Annotated in this window: 19 protein-coding genes and 1 tRNA gene; 14 read left to right on the forward strand and 6 right to left on the reverse strand. The window is 71.1% G+C overall.

The window, feature by feature from the left end:
* The first annotated feature begins 29 nt into the window (after positions 1–29).
* The 8 genes from C4T42_RS03660 to C4T42_RS03690 all read left to right on the forward strand — a co-directional run bounded on the left by C4T42_RS03660 (position 30) and on the right by C4T42_RS03690 (position 6,697).
* Positions 30–980, forward strand: coding sequence for a heme o synthase (locus tag C4T42_RS03660; protein ID WP_020091410.1), 951 nt, complete (start codon positions 30–32; stop codon positions 978–980).
* A 5-nt stretch (positions 981–985) separates the two neighbouring features.
* On the forward strand, positions 986–1,150 hold the full coding sequence (locus C4T42_RS31860) for a hypothetical protein (RefSeq protein WP_020091409.1): 165 nt from the start codon (positions 986–988) through the stop codon (positions 1,148–1,150).
* A 10-nt stretch (positions 1,151–1,160) separates the two neighbouring features.
* The gene (locus C4T42_RS03665) at positions 1,161–1,772 is read left to right on the forward strand and encodes a cytochrome c oxidase assembly protein (RefSeq protein WP_026604661.1); all 612 of its coding nucleotides are present in this window, start codon (positions 1,161–1,163) and stop codon (positions 1,770–1,772) included.
* Positions 1,773–1,919: 147 nt separating this feature from the next.
* Positions 1,920–2,783 carry a cytochrome c oxidase subunit 3 gene (locus C4T42_RS03670; protein WP_020091407.1) on the forward strand — a complete coding sequence of 288 codons (864 nt, stop codon included), beginning with the start codon at positions 1,920–1,922 and terminating at the stop codon, positions 2,781–2,783.
* Between the two features lie 115 nt (positions 2,784–2,898).
* Positions 2,899–3,309 (forward strand): DUF983 domain-containing protein, encoded by a 411-nt coding sequence (locus C4T42_RS03675; protein ID WP_170855114.1) that lies wholly within the window; start codon positions 2,899–2,901, stop codon positions 3,307–3,309.
* Positions 3,306–4,070: an SURF1 family protein gene (locus C4T42_RS03680; RefSeq protein ID WP_020091405.1), complete on the forward strand. Its 765-nt coding sequence runs from the start codon at positions 3,306–3,308 to the stop codon at positions 4,068–4,070. The genes C4T42_RS03675 and C4T42_RS03680 overlap by 4 nt, the downstream gene beginning before the upstream one ends.
* A gap of 212 nt (positions 4,071–4,282) precedes the next feature.
* A complete protein-coding gene (gene sfnG / locus C4T42_RS03685; protein ID WP_020091404.1) occupies positions 4,283–5,398 on the forward strand; it encodes a dimethylsulfone monooxygenase SfnG in 1,116 nt (371 codons plus the stop codon).
* Between the two features lie 42 nt (positions 5,399–5,440).
* On the forward strand, positions 5,441–6,697 hold the full coding sequence (locus tag C4T42_RS03690; protein ID WP_020091403.1) for an SfnB family sulfur acquisition oxidoreductase: 1,257 nt from the start codon (positions 5,441–5,443) through the stop codon (positions 6,695–6,697).
* 8 nt (positions 6,698–6,705) lie between these two features.
* On the opposite strand, the gene C4T42_RS03695 is transcribed toward C4T42_RS03690, so the two are convergent.
* The 3 genes from C4T42_RS03695 to C4T42_RS03705 form a co-directional block, all read right to left on the reverse strand.
* Positions 6,706–7,593, reverse strand: coding sequence for a cation diffusion facilitator family transporter (locus C4T42_RS03695; protein ID WP_020091402.1), 888 nt, complete (start codon positions 7,591–7,593; stop codon positions 6,706–6,708).
* 97 nt (positions 7,594–7,690) lie between these two features.
* Complete coding sequence (locus C4T42_RS03700; protein ID WP_020091401.1) at positions 7,691–7,909, reverse strand: hypothetical protein; 219 nt, start codon at positions 7,907–7,909, stop codon at positions 7,691–7,693.
* Positions 7,906–8,163 carry a hypothetical protein gene (locus C4T42_RS03705; protein WP_020091400.1) on the reverse strand — a complete coding sequence of 86 codons (258 nt, stop codon included), beginning with the start codon at positions 8,161–8,163 and terminating at the stop codon, positions 7,906–7,908. Before C4T42_RS03705 ends, C4T42_RS03700 begins: the two co-directional genes overlap by 4 nt.
* A 98-nt stretch (positions 8,164–8,261) precedes the next feature.
* On the opposite strand from C4T42_RS03705, the gene queA reads away from it, so the two are divergent.
* Entirely contained in the window at positions 8,262–9,326 is a 1,065-nt protein-coding gene (queA, locus tag C4T42_RS03710) for a tRNA preQ1(34) S-adenosylmethionine ribosyltransferase-isomerase QueA (protein ID WP_020091399.1), read from the forward strand.
* Complete coding sequence (tgt, locus tag C4T42_RS03715; RefSeq protein ID WP_020091398.1) at positions 9,323–10,459, forward strand: tRNA guanosine(34) transglycosylase Tgt; 1,137 nt, start codon at positions 9,323–9,325, stop codon at positions 10,457–10,459. The genes queA and tgt overlap by 4 nt, the downstream gene beginning before the upstream one ends.
* 7 nt (positions 10,460–10,466) lie before the next feature.
* Here the strand turns inward: tgt and C4T42_RS03720 are convergent, their stop codons facing one another.
* Positions 10,467–11,423 carry a hypothetical protein gene (locus tag C4T42_RS03720; RefSeq protein WP_103984746.1) on the reverse strand — a complete coding sequence of 319 codons (957 nt, stop codon included), beginning with the start codon at positions 11,421–11,423 and terminating at the stop codon, positions 10,467–10,469.
* A gap of 298 nt (positions 11,424–11,721) precedes the next feature.
* On the opposite strand from C4T42_RS03720, the gene C4T42_RS03725 reads away from it, so the two are divergent.
* On the forward strand, positions 11,722–12,474 hold the full coding sequence (locus C4T42_RS03725; protein WP_020091396.1) for a methyltransferase domain-containing protein: 753 nt from the start codon (positions 11,722–11,724) through the stop codon (positions 12,472–12,474).
* A gap of 148 nt (positions 12,475–12,622) precedes the next feature.
* On the forward strand, positions 12,623–13,333 hold the full coding sequence (locus tag C4T42_RS03730) for a restriction endonuclease (protein ID WP_020091395.1): 711 nt from the start codon (positions 12,623–12,625) through the stop codon (positions 13,331–13,333).
* 784 nt (positions 13,334–14,117) lie between these two features.
* On the opposite strand, the gene C4T42_RS03740 is transcribed toward C4T42_RS03730, so the two are convergent.
* Positions 14,118–14,194: transfer RNA gene (locus tag C4T42_RS03740), tRNA-Pro, on the reverse strand.
* An 85-nt stretch (positions 14,195–14,279) separates the two neighbouring features.
* Entirely contained in the window at positions 14,280–14,996 is a 717-nt protein-coding gene (locus C4T42_RS03745) for a 4'-phosphopantetheinyl transferase superfamily protein (RefSeq protein ID WP_020091393.1), read from the reverse strand.
* A 130-nt stretch (positions 14,997–15,126) separates the two neighbouring features.
* Here C4T42_RS03745 and C4T42_RS03750 point away from each other — a divergent pair, with 130 nt between their 5' ends.
* Entirely contained in the window at positions 15,127–16,419 is a 1,293-nt protein-coding gene (locus tag C4T42_RS03750) for an MFS transporter (protein WP_103984721.1), read from the forward strand.
* Positions 16,420–16,483: 64 nt separating this feature from the next.
* The gene (ligA, locus tag C4T42_RS03755; RefSeq protein ID WP_103984722.1) at positions 16,484–18,916 is read left to right on the forward strand and encodes an NAD-dependent DNA ligase LigA; all 2,433 of its coding nucleotides are present in this window, start codon (positions 16,484–16,486) and stop codon (positions 18,914–18,916) included.
* Positions 18,917–18,935: the final 19 nt, after the last annotated feature.

The raw sequence follows: 18,935 nt of genomic DNA on the forward strand, positions 1-18,935 counted from the left end.
CGGGCGCCGACACAGCAGCGGCAGACGCGATGACGAGCCTGACGAACACGATCGGACCGGACGTTCCTGCCCCGGCACTCACGACCGCCGGCGGCGACGTTCCGGACTACTTCGCCCTGCTGAAGCCGCGGGTGATGGTCCTCGTGATTTTCACCGCACTGGTCGGAATGGTGGTCTCGCAGGGCCACGTGCAGCCGGCCATCGGCGCGATCTCGCTCCTCGCCATCGCGGTCGGCGCCGGTGCGTCCGGCTGCCTCAACATGTGGTGGGACGCCGACATCGACGCGGTCATGAGTCGGACCGCCACCCGGCCGATCCCGTCGGGCCGGATCACCTCCCAGGAGGCACTGGGCTTCGGACTGTTCCTCTCGGTCGCCTCCGTGGTGGTGCTCGGGCTCGCCGCCAATCTCCTGGCCGCCGCGCTCCTCGCCTTCACCATCGTGTTCTACGCCGTGGTTTACTCGATGTGGCTGAAGCGGGCGACCGCGCAGAACATCGTCATCGGCGGCGCCGCCGGAGCCCTGCCGCCTGTCATCGGGCAGGCGGTGGTGACCGGGTCGGTCGGCGTCGAGTCGCTGATCCTGTTCGCCATCATCTTCATCTGGACCCCGCCGCACTTCTGGGCGCTGGCCCTGATCAAGGCCGACGAGTACGCCCGCGCCGGCATCCCGATGATGCCGAACGTCGCCGGTCCCGCCTCCACCCGCCGCCAGATCGTCTGGTACTCGCTGCTCCTCGCACCCCTCGGCCTCGTGCCGGTGGCCCTGGGCTTCGGCGGCCTCGTGTACGCGGTGGTCGGCCTCGTGGGCGGCCTCGGCATGGTAGCGTTCAGCATCCGCGTGCTGCGGAACCGCGAGGGCGATGCCGAGCGGCGCGCCGCCATGGGCATGTTCGGCTTCTCGATCCTCTACCTGTTCGCGCTGTTCTCGGCGCTCCTGGCCGAGCAGAGCTTCGGCCTGTTCCGCCCGGTCCTGGGTTGAGCGCCATGGCGGATCCCGAGATCCAGTACCGGCCGCTCACGCCCGAGCAGGAGGCGCGCCGCCGCAAGCGCTCGATCGCGATCGCGCTAGCGCTGGGAGCCTGGGTCCTGCTGTTCTTCGTGCTGACGATCGTCAAGCTCGGCCCTCAGATCCTGACCCGGCCGCTCTGAGGCGCTCCCGATGACAGTTCCTCCATCAGGATCGAACCGAGCCGCCACGCGCACCGCCCTCGCCTGCGCGGGTCTCGCCGTGGGCATGATCGGCCTCGCCTTCGCGTCGGTGCCGCTCTACGACGCCTTCTGCAAGGCGACCGGCTACGACGGCACGCCCCGGCAAGGACCGGCCCTCTCGGCCTCCGCGGCGCGGACCGACGACAGCATGGTCGTCCATTTCGACACCAACGTCGCGCCGGGGCTGCCCTGGAAATTCATCCCGGAAGTGAGCAGCGTCGAGGCGAAGCTCGGTGAGACCAAGACGGTCTTCTTCCGCGTGCAGAACACCGGCAGCACGCCCTCGGCGGGTGTGGCGACCTTCAACGTCCAGCCCGGGTTGATGGGTGGTTACTTCGTCAAGATCGCCTGCTTCTGCTTCAATGAGCAGACGCTCCAGCCGGGCGAGACGCTGGACGTGCCGGTGGTGTTCTACGTCGATCCGGCCGTTCGGGACGACTCGAACACCGCGCATCTCTCGGAGATGACGCTGTCCTACACGTACTTCGCCTCCAAGAACGGTCAGCCCGTGAAGGCGGCGGTGGCGAAATCGTCTTCCTCGGGAACGAAGGGCGATTTCTGATCGCGGACCCGTGACAACACGGGGCCGCAGCGACTAAAGCTGCGAGCAAGCTTGGGTGTGGTGCGTGCCGCGCCCGGCCTAGGGCAAGCAACGAACAGCGTTAGGCCGGGAACGGTGCAGGGCGCGAGGGTGAGGAGCGACGGGACGATGGCCGAGGCGCACGCCAAGAATCACGACTACCACATCCTGAATCCGAGCCCGTGGCCGTTGATCGGGGCCTTCTCGGGCTTTCTCATGGCGTTCGGCGCCGTGTTCTGGATGAAGAGCCTCACGATCGGCACCCTGGCTCCTGGTCCCTACATCTTCGGGGCCGGCACGATCGGCGTCCTCTACACCATGTTCTCGTGGTGGAAGGACGTCGCGCACGAGGCCAATTCCGGCGACCATACCCGCGTCGTCCAGCTTCACCACCGCTACGGCATGATGATGTTCATCGCCTCCGAGGTGATGTTCTTCGTCGCGTGGTTCTGGGCCTACTTCGAGGCCGCCCTCTACACCGCCGACCCGATCCAGGTCTCGCGCGTGGAGTTCACCGGCGGTGTCTGGCCGCCGAAGGGCATCGAGGCGTTCGATCCCTGGCACCTGCCGCTCCTGAACACGCTGATCCTGCTGACCTCGGGCACCACCGTCACTTGGGCGCACCACGCGCTGATCGAGGGCGACCGCAAGGGCCTGAAGTACGGCCTGTGGCTGACGATCATCCTCGGCGTTCTGTTCACCGCCTGCCAGGCCTACGAGTACAGCCACGCCGAGTTCGGTTTCTCGGGCAGCATCTACTCGTCGACCTTTTTCATGGCGACGGGCTTCCACGGCGCCCACGTCATCATCGGCACGATCTTCCTGGCGGTGTGCCTGTTCCGCGTCTACGCGGGCCAGTTCACCCCGCGTCAGCACCTCGGCTTCGAGTTCGCCGCTTGGTACTGGCACTTCGTCGATGTCGTGTGGCTGTTCCTGTTCGCCGCCATCTACGTGTGGGGTTCGGGGGTCTTCCACGGCGGCGGCGCTCACTGAGCGGAACCATCCCGTCGCCGCATGGCGGATCTGCGAAGGGCGGCTCAGGCCGCCCTTCTGCGTTTCCGACGCCGCGCGAACCCCGTATCGACGAGAGCGACCCGCGCGCGGGTCGATGGGGTCCCGCACGGAACAGGTCTGGAGTGTGCCCGTGAACAACCGAACCTACTCGCCGCCGCCGCCGATCCCGACCGGCCTGCGCGGCCGGTGCCCGCGCTGCGGTGAGGGTCACCTGTTCAAAGGGTTCCTGAGCCTGCGCCCCTCCTGCGAGGCGTGCGGGCTCGACTACGCGCATTTCGACTCCGCGGACGGGCCGGCCTTCTTCGTCATGTCGATCGTCGGCCTGATCGTGGTCGGTCTCGCCCTCTGGCTGGAGATCACCTACGAGCCGCCGATCTGGGTCCACGCCCTGGTGGCCTTGACCCTCTCGGTCGGGCTCAGCCTGATCCTGGTGCGGCCCCTCAAGGGCCTGCTGATCGCCCTGCAGTTCAGCAACCGGGCGGAGCAAGGGCGCTTCGAGCCGTGACCGCGAGCGGACCGCACCGCGCTGGCTGGCGCGACCTCGTCGCGCCGGGACTCGCCTCGCTGATCGCCCTGGCCATCCTGCTCGGTCTCGGGACGTGGCAGCTCGAGCGCAGGGCCTGGAAGGAGGATCTCATCGCCCGGATCGTGCGCCAGAGCCGCGCGGAGCCGGTGGCGCCTCCGGCCGCGGATGTCTGGGATCCGGCGCGCGACGAGTTCCGGCACGTCCGGGTCAGCGGTCAGTTCCTCAACGACCGGGAAACCCTCGTGCACGGGCTGGCGCCCGGCGAGACGCCGGGCCGCGCCCTGCAGGGCTACTACGTGCTCACGCCGTTCCGCCGGGACGACGGGAGCATGGTGATCATCAACCGGGGTTTCGTTCCCACGGAGCTGAAGGCGCAGGGCGATCGCCGGGACGGCCTGATCGACGGGTCGACGACGGTCACCGGCATCCTCCGCGCGAGCGAGGCCCGGGGGATGTTCGTGCCGGAACCGGATCCCGCCCGCGGGGAGTGGTTCAACCGGGACATCGCCGGCATCGCGGCGGCGCGCGGCCTCGGAACGGTCGAGCCCTACCTGATCGAGGCCGACGCCGTTCCCGGGCAGACGACGTGGCCGCGCGGCGGCCAGCTCCGGGTCGATTTGCCGAACAACCACCTGCAATACGCATTCACGTGGTTCGGCCTCGCCGCCTGCCTGATCGGCGTGTTCTCGGTCTTCGCGTGGCGCCGCCTGCACGATTCGCCCGCGGCCCGCGCCGCCTAGGACAAAGCCGCGCGCGCAGGATCTCGGCGAAGAAGAGTCTCGCCGAGATCGGCTTAAAAACGGCAACCCGTTCCTTTGACCGACGGCCGTCGCCCCGGAATACTTTCGGTGTTCTTGAGCGATCGGTCGCGTTCTGCATAGTGTATTCAGTTCGCGGCGATCATCCGAAGACGACACGGCGCCCGACCGCCGTGCAACTGAGGTAACGCCGGATGACCAGCCATATCGCCGACGCGGCGGCGCGCGAGCCGATCCGCTTCGCCTACTGGGTGCCCAACGTCTCCGGGGGGCTTGTCATCAGCAAGATCCCCCAGCGAACGAGCTGGGATGCCGAGTACAATCGGAAGCTGGCGCAGATCGCCGAGGAGGCAGGGTTCGATTATGGGCTGACGCAGATCCGGTTCACCGCGGGCTACGGCGCCGAGTACCAGCACGAATCGGTCGCCTTCAGCCACGCCCTGCTGGCCGCGACCACCAAGCTCAAGGTGATCGCCGCGCTCCTGCCCGGTCCCTGGCATCCGACCCTGGCCGCCAAGCAGATCGCCACGATCTCGCAACTCACCGAAGGCCGCATCGCGGTGAACATCGTCTCCGGCTGGTTCTCGGGCGAGTTCCGGGCGATCGGCGAGCCCTGGCTCGACCACGACGAGCGCTACCGCCGGTCGGAGGAGTTCATACGGAGCCTGCGCGGGATCTGGACGCAGGACAGCTTCACCTTCCGCGGCGACTTCTACCGCTACAGCGACTACACGCTGAAGCCGAAGCCGGCCCAGCCGCTGCCCGAGATCTTTCAGGGCGGCTCGTCGCGCGCCGCGCGCGACATGGCGACCCGCGTGTCGGACTGGTACTTCACGAATGGCGGCACGCCGGAGACGATCCGCGCCCAGGTGGACGATATCCGCGCCAAGTCGGCCGAGACCGGCAATCATCCCCGGATCGGCGTCAACGCCTTCGTCATCGCCCGCGACACCGAGGAGGAGGCCCGCGCCGTCCTTCAGGAGATCATCGACAACGCCGACCCGGACGCCGTGAAGGCCTTCGGTCACGAGGTCAAGAATGCCGGCAAGGCCTCGCCGGAAGGGGAAGGCAACTGGGCCAAGTCGAGCTTCGAGGATCTCGTTCAGTACAACGACGGCTTCAAGACCGACCTGATCGGCACGCCCGACCAGATCGCCGAGCGGATCCTGGCGCTGAAGGATGCGGGAGCGGACCTCGCCCTGCTGGCCTTCCTGCATTTCCAGGAGGACGTCGCGTATTTCGGCGCGCACGTGATCCCGCGGGTCCGCGCCCTCGAGGCCGCCCGCGACCGGCGCGCCGAGGCCGCCTGAGCGCCGCCCGCCGAACCGTATCCCGACTGATCGGAGTGAGCCATGAACATCGCCGTCGATGCGCGCACGCTCGAGCCGGAGCACCGCCCGGGCGCTCCCGGCCCCGCGCGGCCGCCCTCACCCGCCCACGTGATCCGTGACGACGCCGAGGCGCTGGCCGTGGCCCACGGGCTCGCGGCCGAGTTCCGGGCCGGCGCGTCGGAGCGGGACCGCCACGCCGTGCGGCCGCTCAAGGAGCTCGACGCCTTCTCGCAGAGCGGCCTCTGGTCGATCAACGTGCCGCGCGCCTACGGTGGCCCCGAGGTTTCGTACCGGACGCTGGCGCAGGTCATCGCCATCGTGGCGGCCGCCGATCCCGCCATCGCGCAGATCGCCCAGAACCACCTCGGCATCCTGGCGGCCATCCGGACCGTGTCGGACGAGGCGCAGAAGCACCTGCTGTTCGGCGAGGTCTTGCGCGGAACGCGGTTCGGCAACGCCTTCTCGGAGCGCGGCACCAAGCGGGCGGCCGATTTCGACACGCGCTTCACCGATCACGGCGACCACGTCGTGGTGCGGGGCCGGAAGTTCTACGCCACCGGCGCCCTCCTCGCGCACCTGGTCCCGATCGTCGCCCTCGATGCCGAGGGACGCGCCTGGTACGCCATCGCCGAGCGGGACGCGCCCGGACTCACGGTGATCGACGACTGGTCGAGCTTCGGCCAGCGCGGCACGGCGAGCGGGACCGTGCTGATCGACGACGTGCGCGTGCCCAAGACCCATCTGGTGCCGGCCTGGAAGGGCTACGCGGCGCCGACCGCCGACGGCGCCGTGTTCCAGATCATCCAGGCCGCGGTCGATGCCGGGATCGGCCGCGAGGCCCTGGACGACACCATCGGCTACGTCCGCGAGAAGGCCCGGCCCTGGATCGACAGCGGGCTGGAGCGGGCGGCCGACGATCCCTACACGATCCAGGCGGTCGGCGACCTGACCATCCGGCAGCACGCCGCCGAGGCGCTGCTCGACCGGGCCGGTCTCGCCCTCGACGCGGCGGTCGCGCGGCCGGACGCCGAGACGGTCGCGGCGGCCCAGATCGCGGTCGCCGAGGCGAAGGTGCTGACCACCGAGGTCGCCCTGGCGGCGTCGAACAAGCTGTTCGAGCTGTCGGGGACCCGCTCGACTCTGGCCGCCGAGAATCTCGACCGTCACTGGCGGAACGCGCGCACGCACACGCTGCACGATCCCGTCCGCTGGAAATACGCGATCGTCGGCAACCACGCCCTCAACGGCGTGAACCCGCCGCTCCACGCCTGGAGCTGATCGGCGGCCTACAGCACCGGCAATCCCCGCGCCTTGGCCTCCTCGCCGGGCTCGACGTGGATGGTCACCACCGCCCCGGGGATCGTCGTCTCCAGGGCGGATTCCAGCCGGTCGCAGATCGCGTGCGAATCCTCGACGGTCATCGCGCCGGGGACGACGAGGTGGAAGTCGATGAAGGTTGCCTGACCAGCGGAGCGCGTGCGCACGTCGTGCGCCTCCAGCGCGCCCTCGCCGTGCTGGGAGATGAGCGACCGGATCTGGCTCACCATCTCGGCCGGGGCGGCCCTGTCCATGAGGCCGTCCACCGATTCCCGGACCATGCGGAAGCCGGACCACAGGATGTTCATGGCGACCAGCCCGGCCACCACGGGGTCGAGGACCGGGTAGCCCGTCACCACCACGGCGCCGACGCCGGCCAGGACGCCGCAGGACGTGACCACGTCGGCGAAGACGTGGCGCGCGTCGGCGATCAGGGCCGGCGACCGCCACCGCCTTCCCCAGCGCATCAGTGCCGCCGCCCAGACCGCGTTGACGATCCCGGCCGCGAAGTTGATCGCGAGGCCGACCGCGGGCGCGTCGAGGGCCTTCGGGGCGAGCAGCCCGAAATAGGATTCGCGCAGGATCAGCAGCGCCGCCACCACGATCAGCGCGCCCTCGATCACCGCCGAGAAGAACTCGGCCTTGTGGTGACCGTAGGGATGGTCCTCGTCCGCCGGGCGCGCGGCGACCCGCAGGGCCACGAAGGCGCCGATTGCGGCGACCACGTTGATGATGCTCTCCAGCGCGTCGGAGTACAGGGCGAGGCTGCCGGTGAGCCACGCCGCGTAGAACTTCATCGCCGTGACGGCGAGGCCGATGCCCGCGCTGAAGAGGGCGGCTTTCTGGGTGCGGTCCATGGTTCGCGCCGTTGGGGTGACGCCGCGCCCATACGGCACCGGCCGCGGCCAAGGCCACGGCAAAGGTTCGACGCCGCCGAAAACGTGTTAGCCGCGGCTAAGTCTCCGACGCGCCGCCGTTGTCGCGGGCGGCCTCGCGCCGCCGGCTCGGCTCCGCCTTGGCACGCGCTGCCTCCGCCTTGCGCAGGAAGCGACGGCGCTGCCAGGCGAAGCGCGCTCCGGCGGCGAGGGTCTCCAGCCGGGCGGCCTCGCGCTCCCAGTACCCGAGGAGCTGCCCGTCGAGGGTGACCCGCCGGGGGCGACCGCGGGGCGTCACGCGTCGCTCCCCCGCGGCGCCGGCGGCTCGCCCGTCTCGGCCACGACCAGGGCGTCCGGATCGCCGCGGAAGCTGCCGGCGCCGGTATTCGGCACCGGGATTCCGGGGCTGCCGAAGGGCTGGCTCGGGTAGGCCGATTCGAACTTCGCGCGGGCGGTGTCGGGATCCTCGGCCTTCAGCACGATCTCGGACGTGCCGGGGAGCGGCCAGCGGGGATCGGCGGCGTCACGGGGGCGAACGGCGTACCAGGGCATGGATCGGGAGCCTCGCGTCTCGGTGACGCTGGAAACGGACGCGCTCCCCGGCGGTTCCGCGGTTGAAACCGCGTGCCGTTCGGTGCAGGCAGCCGGCGATGCGCGTGGACCTCTTCGATTTCGATCTGCCGGAGACCAGCATCGCCCTGCGCCCGGCCGAGCCGCGCGACGCCGGGCGGATGCTCGTGGTCCGACCTGGCGCGCCGCTGGCCGACCGGACCGTGCGCGACCTGCCCCAGGCCCTCCGGGCCGGCGACGCCCTGGTCTTCAACGACACGCGGGTGATCCCGGCCCGGCTGAACGGCGTGCGCACACGGCCCGGCGCCCCCGGCCAGCGCACCGAGGTGATGCTCCACCTGCGGGAAGCCCCCGACCGCTGGCGCGCCTTCGCGCGTCCGGCCAAGCGGCTCGCGGCGGGCGACGCGCTGCGCTTCGGCGATCTGGCGGCGACCGTTCTCGAGAAGGCCGAGGCCGGGGAGATCGTCCTCGCCTTCGACCGGGCCGGGCCAGACCTCGACGCGGCCATCGCCGCGGAGGGTGCCCTGCCGCTGCCCCCCTACATCGCGGGCAAGCGCGCCACGGATGACCGCGACGCCACCGATTACCAGACGGTCTACGCCCGCAATCCGGGGGCGGTCGCGGCTCCCACGGCCGGCCTGCACTTCTCCGACGCGCTGCTGGCCGATCTCGACGCCGCCGGTCTGCGGCGCCACCACGTCACGCTGCATGTCGGCGCCGGGACCTTCCTGCCGGTCAAGGCCGAAGATACCGAGGCCCACCGCATGCACGCGGAGATCGGCATCCTCGACGCCGCCACGGCCGAGGCCCTGAACGCCGCGCGGGCCGCGGGCGGCCGGATCGTCGCGGTCGGGACCACGGCGCTGCGGCTGCTGGAGAGCGCGGCCCGACCGGACGGCACGCTCGCGCCCTTCTCGGGACCCACCGAGATCTTCATCACGCCGGGCTACCGGTTCCGCGCGGTCGACGCCCTCGTGACCAATTTCCACCTGCCGCGCTCGACGCTGTTCATGCTGGTCTCGGCGTTCTCAGGTCTCGCGACGATGCGCGCGGCCTACGCGCACGCGATCGCCGCCGGGTACCGGTTCTACTCCTACGGCGACGCCAGCCTGCTCTTCCCGGGCCCGGGCGCGGACACCCCATGACCGACAGCGCACACTTCCGCTTCGACCTGCTGGCCCGGGACGGCACCGCCCGCACCGGCGTGATCGGGACGCCGCGCGGCGAGATCCGGACCCCGGCCTTCATGCCGGTGGGCACGGCCGCGACCGTCAAGGCCATGTATCCTGGCCAAGTCCGCGATCTCGGCGCCGACGTGGTCCTGGGCAACACCTACCACCTGATGCTGCGGCCCGGCCCCGAGCGTATGGCCCGGCTCGGCGGCCTTCACCGCTTCATGAACTGGGACCGGCCGATCCTGACCGATTCCGGCGGCTTCCAGGTGATGTCGCTCTCCGCATTGCGGAAGATCGACGAGCAGGGCGTGACCTTCCGCTCGCACATCGACGGCACCGCGCATCACATGAGCCCGGAGCGCTCCATCGAGATCCAGGGTCTGCTCGGCTCCGACATCCAGATGCAGCTCGACGAGTGCGTCCGCCTGCCGGCGGACCACGGGGCCATCGAGAAGGCCATGCACCTGTCGCTGCGCTGGGCCGAGCGCTGCCGCGTCGCGTTCGGCGAGCAGGCGGGACGGGCCCTGTTCGGCATCGTCCAGGGCGGCGACGTGCCGGCCCTGCGCGTCGAGAGCGCCCGCGCGCTGACGGATCTCGATCTCAAGGGCTACGCGGTGGGCGGCCTCGCCGTCGGCGAGCCGCAGGCGGTCATGTTCGCCATGATCGAGACGGTCGAGCCGCACCTGCCCGCCGGCAAGCCCCGCTACCTGATGGGCGTCGGCACGCCGGACGACATCCTCGGCGCGGTCGCCCGCGGCATCGACATGTTCGACTGCGTGATGCCGACCCGCGCCGGCCGGCACGGCCTCGCCTACACGCGCCACGGACGGGTCAACCTGCGCAACGCCCGCCACGCCGAGGACACCGCGCCGCTCGACGAGACCTCGACCTGTCCGGCCGCGCGGGACTATTCCCGTGCCTACCTGCATCACCTCGTGCGCTCGAACGAGATCCTCGGGATGATGCTGCTGACCTGGAACAACCTCGCCTACTACCAGGACCTGATGGCCGGCGCGCGCGCGGCGATCCGGGACGGCCGCTACGCGGAGTACTGCGCAGAGACCCGCGCCGGCTGGGCGAGCGCCGAGCGCGCCGCCGCCTGACCGGGCGTCACGGGTGCGCGAGCACCCGGTAGATTCCATCCGGATCGTCGCGGCCGGTGGCGACGGCGCGCGCGAGATCGGAGACGACGCGCCCCGCCACGGGCAGGCGGTAATGCAGCGCGTCCCAATAATTCGCGTCCCGGGTCGTCAGCGGCGAGATCCGGCGAAAATCCACCACGACCGCGCCCCGGCGCTTCCCGATCGCCGCGGCGCGCGCCTTGCAGGCTTCCTCGCGACGGCCCGCCGCCGATCCCGGTGAACCCTGCGCCCCCGCATGCACCGGCATGAAGGCCACGATCTTCAGGGCCTCGGCGGGCACGCGACCGAGGAGATCGTCCAGGCGGTCGAGGGCCGGCATCGGCAGCTCGGGGGCGTCCGCCGCCGCCGAGTCCACGCGGCCTGCGCGGATATGGGCCTGGGCGCGTGCGAGGTCGTAGCGCGCCTCGGGCGGCGTGAAGACCGCGTAGCCGTCTCCGCGAATCCGCGCCCGCGTCAGCCCGAGATCGGCGAGTCCGGCCCGGACGGCCGTCGTGACCGAGCGCAGGCTGACCTGACGCAGGACATCGCCGGGCACGCGGTCCGCGTAGAGCCAGTCGGGAAAGGCATGGGCGGTCCGGGCCGGCGGATCGGCGGCGCACCATGGGGCATCGAGGCCGAACAGGACCGCGCGGATCGGCCGGCGGGCCAGGAACAGCGCGGCGAGCCGACCCTGCTCGTCGGGCGTCGCGGCATTCACCGCCAGATTGGCGAACCGGACACCGAAGGCCGCGTCGAGAGCCTGCGGGTCGAGCAGTCGCGCCGTCGAGGTGCCGAAGACCGCCGCGTCGAACGGCCCCCCGCGGGCGATCTGCGGATAGGAGAGCCGCTGATTGGCATCCATGATCGGTCCCGGCGGATGCCCGGGCGCGGCCCGCAGTCCGTAGGGATCGACCGCGGCCACGAAGCCGATCAGCGCCAAGCCCATGAGGGTGGCGCAGACGAGGAAGCTGCGCGCGAAGCCGACCCATCCAGCGGGTCGCCGGCCGGCTCGATGGTGAGAGGACGGATCCATCGGGCGGCTACATACGCCGTTCGACGGGCCCCGTCGCGGGCATCGCGTGCCCGGCCGCACCGTGGAGGCGGCGGTCGCGCCGACCTGACCCATCCCGCCGGTCGACCGTTCGATACGGGCGGATCGACAAAGCGCGTGAACCGATCGGCCGCCGCCCGTATAGACGGACGAAGGCGTTGCCCGGCACGAGTGGGCGGCGTGGGGAGGCGGCATGACGTTCACGGCACACAACATCCGCCTCGCGGACGGGTCCGAGACCTTGCCCGAGGCGGGCTGGCTGATCGGCGACAGCCCCTGGACCCAGGCGGCCCTGCGCTCGCTCCGGCTGTTCTACGGGCACAGGCTGGCCGGCCGGTCGATCGTCGATCTGGGCTGCCTCGAGGGCGGCTACACGCTCGAATTCGCCCGCGCCGGGATGCGCGCCACCGGTGTCGAGGTGCGCCGCTCCAACTTCGAGAACTGCCTGCGGGTCAAGGAGGGGACGGGCGTCCCCGACCTCGCCTTCGTCAACGACGACGTGTGGAATCTGGCGGCCCACGGCCCCTTCGATGCCGCCTTCTGCTGCGGACTGCTCTACCACCTCGACAGGCCGGCCGCCTTCATCCGCCTCATGGCCGAATGCGTCCGCGACGTGGTCATCCTGCACACGCATTTCGCGACCGAGACCAACGAGGCCCTGTTCCAGCTCTCTCCGCCCGCCGAGAACGAAGGTCTGCCGGGTCGCTGGATGCACGAGCACGATCTCGACGACACGAGCCAGCTCGAGGCGCACAAATGGACCTCGTGGAGCAACAAGCGCTCCTTCTGGCCCACCAAGCCGGCCCTGATCCAGCTTCTCAAGGAGTGCGGCTTCGACATGGTCTACGAGCAGTACGACATGCTGGGACACGACATCCGCGGCTCGATGGAGAGCGGCTACTACCACCAGCAGGGCCGGAGCATGTTCGTGGCCATGCGGACCTGAGCGGCTGCGGGGCGGACATAAATTTAGAATTCACCATCTCCAAAGACTTGCACTGGTCGGCTCAGTACGCATGTGACCGGCAATGTCCGCTTAATTCCTGCGGCGGATAAATGGCGACATAGGCCTTATTTCGCAAAGTCCCGCCGCCATGTTCGCGACGAGCCTCGCCCTGTGGGTGATAGCCATCCTGCTTCTGCTCTCTTGGTTGCATCTGCAGGAGCGGCTCACCGAGCGGTGTCGCCGCGCGATCCGACCGCAGATCGAGCGCCTGATCATCGAGAACCGGTGGATGGAGCACCACGCGCGCGGAGCGGCAGCGTTCGAGGCGCTCTGGGACCGGGAACTCGTCAGGCTGCACCGCGCCCATCTCTCGCGCCCGCTCCGCGCCGTCGTCCGGTTCCGCGGCTTCAGGCGCCTGGTCAGCGCGGAATTCGCGTCGATCCTGCCGGCCGAGGTCGCGTCCTGGACCTTCCTCGACCGCGTGAGCGCCTCGCAGGCGCATTACGAGGCGCTGATGCTGCGGTGCCTGAAGGCGGCCGGCTGGCGCCTGGATTACCAGGATCAGGACCACTTCGTGCTCCTCCGGGCCCGAACGCGCGTCGTCGTTTGCCTGCATTGGGCGGACCGCGACGTCGCGTGTCTCCCGATCTCCGACGTCGCGGCGGCGGCGGAGCGCGCCGGGTCGACCACGGCGTGCGTGATGACGAATGGTCGGTTCAGCGGCGCGGCGCGCGCCATGGCGGAGGAGCAGAACGTCCTGGCGCTGCACTGCTCGCAGATCGACCTGCTGCTGCCCCGGGACAAGTCGACGGTCGCGCCCCGCACGGCCCGCGGAATCGGTTTCCGGCTCGCCGCCTGACCGCGCCCGGACCCCGCGTCGTGCGATGAGGGCCCATGAGAACGACGACATCCCGCACGGCCGCGCGCCGGGTCCATTCCTCGACGCACCTCCCTCTGTCCCGCCGATGAACTGACCGGCGCGCACGCTTTCGTCAGGGACAGGCGCGATGCTCCTCTACGCATCGAGCGCCCCGGGCCTCGCCCGCCGGTCCGCCGATGCGGGCATCGTCTTCCGCGATCGGACTAACGCTCGCTTCACCATCACGGGCGGAGGCTGAGGCCGAATCGTGGTTCGAGCCGTTGAGGCGCATGGATCAGTCCGCAGCCCTCAGAACGGACCACCCCGCGACCGAACAGGACGCTCTCGCCGAGTTGCCGGCGGGCGATTTCGTCAGGCGATGGCGGCAGATCACCGGCGAGCCGCCGGCCATTCTCCTGAGCTCACGGTCCGAGATGATCGCGCTGCTCGTGGAGAGCGTGCCCATGGCGCCCCTGATCCCGCAGGGCGAGAGCCCCGGCACGGCGGGGTCCGGGGAGACTCCGTCCCAGGATCACGGCTCGGACGGGCCAGACGGGGCGGCCTCAGGATCCTCCACGCGCAGTGATCAGCGGGGTGCGAGACAGGGACCGGCCTGATGCGGAGCCGGGATGGCGCGACGGCTTCGGTCCGGTCGAGGTGGCCGCATTCGCGAGAGTCTGGGAATACGCGGACGCTGACCAGCGAAGTCACGCGTCATGCGTCAACGAGGTCCCTTGCGAAGGGTGACCGTCCGTTCTCGCTGAACTTGAGATCGCGGGAATTTTGGTCGGAGTGGCAGGATTTGAACCTGCGACCCCCACGTCCCGAACGTGGTGCGCTACCAGACTGCGCTACACTCCGAAGGCCGTCCCGCGTGTCCGCCACGGCCGGCGAGCGGGTGTATAGCCGCGCCTTTCCCGCACCGCAAGCGCGCTGTTGCGCCTTTTCAGCCCAGATGATCGGGCCAGTCGTCCGGGAGACGGTGGCAGGTGATCTCCGCCTCCGCGGATCGGGACGCCACCGTGGCGACGTGATCGCGCCCGCAATCGACCTCGGCGAAGCTCCAAGGACCGTCCAGGTTCCAGGACGCGTCGCCGTCGGCCCGGAGAAGGCGCGGCGCTTCGGGCGGAACGCTGACGCTGAACCGGTCGAGGGGCAGCGACAGGCCGCTGCCCAAAGCCTTCACCACCGCCTCCTTGCGGGTCCACAGTCCGAAGAAGCGCCGCTCGACCGCGCTTCGCGGGGCTCCGGCCAGGGCCGTCACCTCGTCGGCGGCGAAATGGGCCGCCGCGATCCGCAGCGCGTCCGCGATCGGCCGCACGGCCTCGACATCGACGCCGATCGCCGCGCCGCGGGTGAGCCCGATCAGCGCGCGCGCCCCGGAATGGGAGAGGTTTAATTCGGCGGCGCCCCGTGCCGGGCCCGCGAGCTCCGGCTTGCCGCCGGCTCCGGCGGCGAACTCGACGTCGGCCGGCGCGAGACCGAGCGCGTCGCCGAGGACCAGCCGCAGCGCGGCGTGGCTGGCGCGGAACCGCGCCCGATCCGCCGGGCGCAGGAAACGGTCAGCTCGCGCGCGCTCCGCGGCGTCGAGGACGGCATCGCACCGGTCGACCTGGCTCGAAGTCAGGGCGAGGTCGACGATCCAGACCTGCACCGCGCTCACGCGACACCTCGCGAGGCGGGAGCTGGGGCGCTAGCGTCGGGAGAGCGAAACGGCACGGGCGACGATCCGATGGGGCAGGAATGAGCAGCATCGGATCGCGGCCCGTCTCCTGCAAGAAGCGCCGCGCGCGGTGACGCGGTCCAGCGCGGATCTCCGCGTCGGCCTCCTGGGTAGACCGAGCCTCGGCCAGCGGTCCGTCCGCTACGGCGTCTTCTTCGCCACCTACCTCTACCAGGGCCTCGTCGCGGGTTTCTCGCTGACGGCGCTCGCCAACCACCTCGCGGCTAGGGGCGTCCCGGCAACCGAGGTCGGGCTGCACTTCGCCCTGGCCGGCCTGCCCTGGACGCTGCAGCCGCTGCTGTGGGGGCCCTGGGTGGACCGGGCCGGGGACACGCGGATGGGACGGCGCCGGCCCTTCGCGGTCGCCGCGCTGGTCGGATGCCACGCGACGCTGGCGCTGCTCCTCGTCGCCGGGGGCGACGCCGTCGGCGCGCTCGGTCCGGTCTTCCTCGTCCACAGCCTGTTCGCCTCGCTCCTCGATACCGCCTGCGACCGGATGATCATGGACCACGTCCCCACCCGGGAACTCGGCCGGGTCAGCGCCTGCACCCGCGCGGGCTTCGTGGCCGGAACGAGCCTCAGCGCCGCCGTCCTCGGATGGACGCTCGCGAATTGGGGTTTCGCCGCGAGCGCCCTCTGGCTGCTCGTCGCCGCGATCGTCGCGAGCCTGCCGATGCTGCTGGTCCGCGAGGCGCCCGCCGATCCGCTCTGGTCGCTCGAGCGCCGGGGACCGGCGCCGCGGCGCCTGCCGTTCCGCCGCTTCCTGCGCCGCACCGTGATCGCCCTGCGCCGCCCGCGCGCCCTGCGGCTGCTCGCTCTGTGCTTCGGCCTCGACGCGGCGCTCGGCCTGTTCGAGCTGCCCTTCTCGATCGACCTCCTCCAGCGTCAGGGCTGGGAGGCCGCGAGCCTGTCGCGTCTCCAGGCTTTCCTGACCCTGGTGAGCGGCACGGCCGGTGCGGTCGCGGTGGGACTCTGGTCGGACCGCGCGGGCGCGGCGTCGCCGCTTCGCGCCCTGCTGCTGGGCAGTGCCCTCACCTTCGTGCTGGCCGGGATCCTGATCGGCGCCGGCCTCGTCGGGGCCGCGGCGCCGGCGATCCTGGCGCTCACCAGCGTGCTGCCCGGCCTGCTGATCGTCGCCCTGATGCCGGCCCTGCTCGCGGCGAGCCGGGGCCGCCCGGGCGCGGCCACGCAGTTCGAGGTCTACATGGCGGCCATGAACCTCGGCTCGGTCGCCGGGACGGCGGTCGCGGGCTGGCTGGCCCCGGTCCTGCCTCTGCAAGCAATCGCCGCCCTCGTCGCCGCGACGTTCTTCGCGGCCTTCCGGATGGCGGGGCGCGGCGATCTGCTCGGTGCCCGCCGGTGAGGGAATCGGGGATCGCGCGCCGTGGCCGGCTCCCCGCCGGCCGCCGATGCGTTAGAACCCCGGCATGGCCGCCACGAAATCCGAACCGCTCGATCTCGACCTCAGCGCCGAGGAAGCGCGCGCCGAGTACGCGCGGCTGTCGGACGCGCTCCTGGAGGCCGACCGCCTCTACTACCAGGAGGACGCGCCCGAGATATCGGACGCCGAGTACGACCGGCTGCGCCGCCGCCTGGAGGACATCGAGGCCCGCTTCCCCGATCTCGCCGGCACGGGCGCCGCCAGCACGTCGGTTGGCGCCAAGCCCTCGGAGAAGTTCGCCAAGGTGCGGCACGCCGTGCCGATGCTCTCGCTGGGCAACGCCTTCGACGACGCGGAGGTGGCCGAGTTCGTCGCGCGCGTGCGCCGCTTCCTCGGCTGGCCGGACGACGCCCCCCTCGCCTTCACGGCAGAGCCGAAGATCGACGGCCTGTCCCTGTCCCTGCGCTACGTGAACGGCCGGCTCGACACCGCCGCCACCCGCGGCGACGGCGAGGTGGGCGAGAACGTCACGGCCAACGCCCGCACGGTGCAGGACATCCCGGCGGTGCTCGCGGGGTCCGGCTGGCCGGAGATCTGCGAGGTGCGCGGGGAGGTCTACCTGTCCCACGCCGACTTCGCCGCCATCAACGCCCGGCAGGAGGCGGCCGGCAAGCCGCTCTTCGCCAACCCGCGCAACGCCGCCGCCGGCAGCCTGCGCCAGCTCGATCCCGCGATCACCGCGTCCCGGCCGCTGCGATTCTTCGCCTATGCCTGGGGCGAGCTGTCGGCGCCGATCGCCGACACGCAGACCGGCGTGCTGGAGCACTTCGCGGCCTGGGGCCTGCCGGTGAACCCGCGGACCCAGACCTTCACCGACACGGAAGCGATGCTCGCCCATTACCGCGGCATCGAGGCCGACCGCGCCGGGCTCGGCTACGACATCGACGGCGTCGTCTACAAGGTCGACGACCTCGGGCTCCAGAAGCGGCTGGGCTTCGTCTCGCGCTCGCCCCGCTGGGCGCTCGCCCACAAATTCGCCGCCCAGGAAGCCACGACGGTGGTCGAGGACATCGTCATCAATGTCGGCCGCACCGGCTCGCTGAACCCGCTCGCCAAGCTCCGTCCCGTGACCGTCGGCGGCGTCGTCGTGTCGAACGCCACCCTGCACAACGAGGGCTACGTGAAGGGCGTCGGCGCCGACGGCGAGCCGATCCGCGACGGCCGCGACATCCGCGTCGGCGACACGGTCACGGTGGTCCGGGCGGGCGACGTCATCCCGAAGGTCATGGATGTCGACCTGACGAAGCGCCCGGCCGACTCGCGGCCCTACGCCTTCCCGGAGACCTGCCCGGCCTGCGGCAGCCGCGCCGTCCGCGCCATCAACCCCCGCACCGGCCGGCCCGACGCGGTGCGCCGCTGCACCGGCGGGCTGATCTGCCCGGCGCAGGGCGTTGAGCGGATGAAGCACTTCGTGTCGCGCAACGGCTTCGACATCGAGGGCTTCGGCGAGACCTATATCGAGGTCCTGTTCGAGGCCGGGCTCGTGCGCCAGCCCGCCGACCTGTTCCGCCTCGACTTCGAGGAACTCAAGGCCGCAATCGTGGCGCGGCGCGAAGCGCTGTTGGCCGAGCGGCGCGCGGACTCGGGGACGAGCGAGCCGCCGAAGAAGGCCGCCAAGAAGAAGGGCGACGAGGACGACAAGGCGATCCGGAACCTGCTCGCTGCTGTCGAGGCGCGGCGCGCCGTGCCGATGAACCGCCTGCTCTTCGCCCTCGGCATCCCGCAGATCGGCGAGGCGACCGCCAAGGCGCTGGCGAAGCGCTTCGCCGACATGCCGACGCTGATCGCGGCGATCCGCGAGGCCGCGGCGGCGCAGCCCGGTCCCGACTGGGTCGAGCTCACCGCAGTGCCGCGCGTCGGGGGCACGACCCGGGACCGGCTCCTCGATCTCGGCTTCCCGGAGGACGACGCGGCTCCGGCCAAGGAGCGGGCGCGCCTGAGCGCCGTGCAGCGCGAGAACCTCCTCGCCCATTACGGCGACGTCGACGCGGTGCGCGCGGCGATCGCGCGGGCTGCGGCGCAGCGTCCCGGCGACGCCTACCGGGTCTTCGCCGACGACGGCGAGATCGGCCCGGTGGCGACCGACGCGCTGCTCCTGTTCTTCGCCGAGCCGCACAATGCCGACGCCGTCGCGGCCCTGCTCGACGCGGTGGCGGTGCAGCCGATGGAGCGGGCCGCCGCGGCCTCAGCGTTCGCGGGAAAGACCGTGGTCTTCACCGGCACCCTGGAGAAGATGACCCGCAACGAGGCCAAGGCGGTGGCCGAGCGCCTGGGCGCGAAGGTCTCGGGCTCGGTCTCGGCCAAGACCGACCTGGTGGTGGCCGGCCCCGGTGCGGGCTCGAAACTGAAGGACGCGCAGAAGCACGGCGTCCGGGTCGTCTCGGAGGACGACTGGCTGGCGATGGTGGCGCAGGGTTGATGCCCGAGTCCGGGCGGCC

The sequence above is a fragment of the Methylobacterium sp. 190mf genome (assembly GCF_900107945.1).
GTDB lineage: Bacteria > Pseudomonadota > Alphaproteobacteria > Rhizobiales > Beijerinckiaceae > Methylobacterium.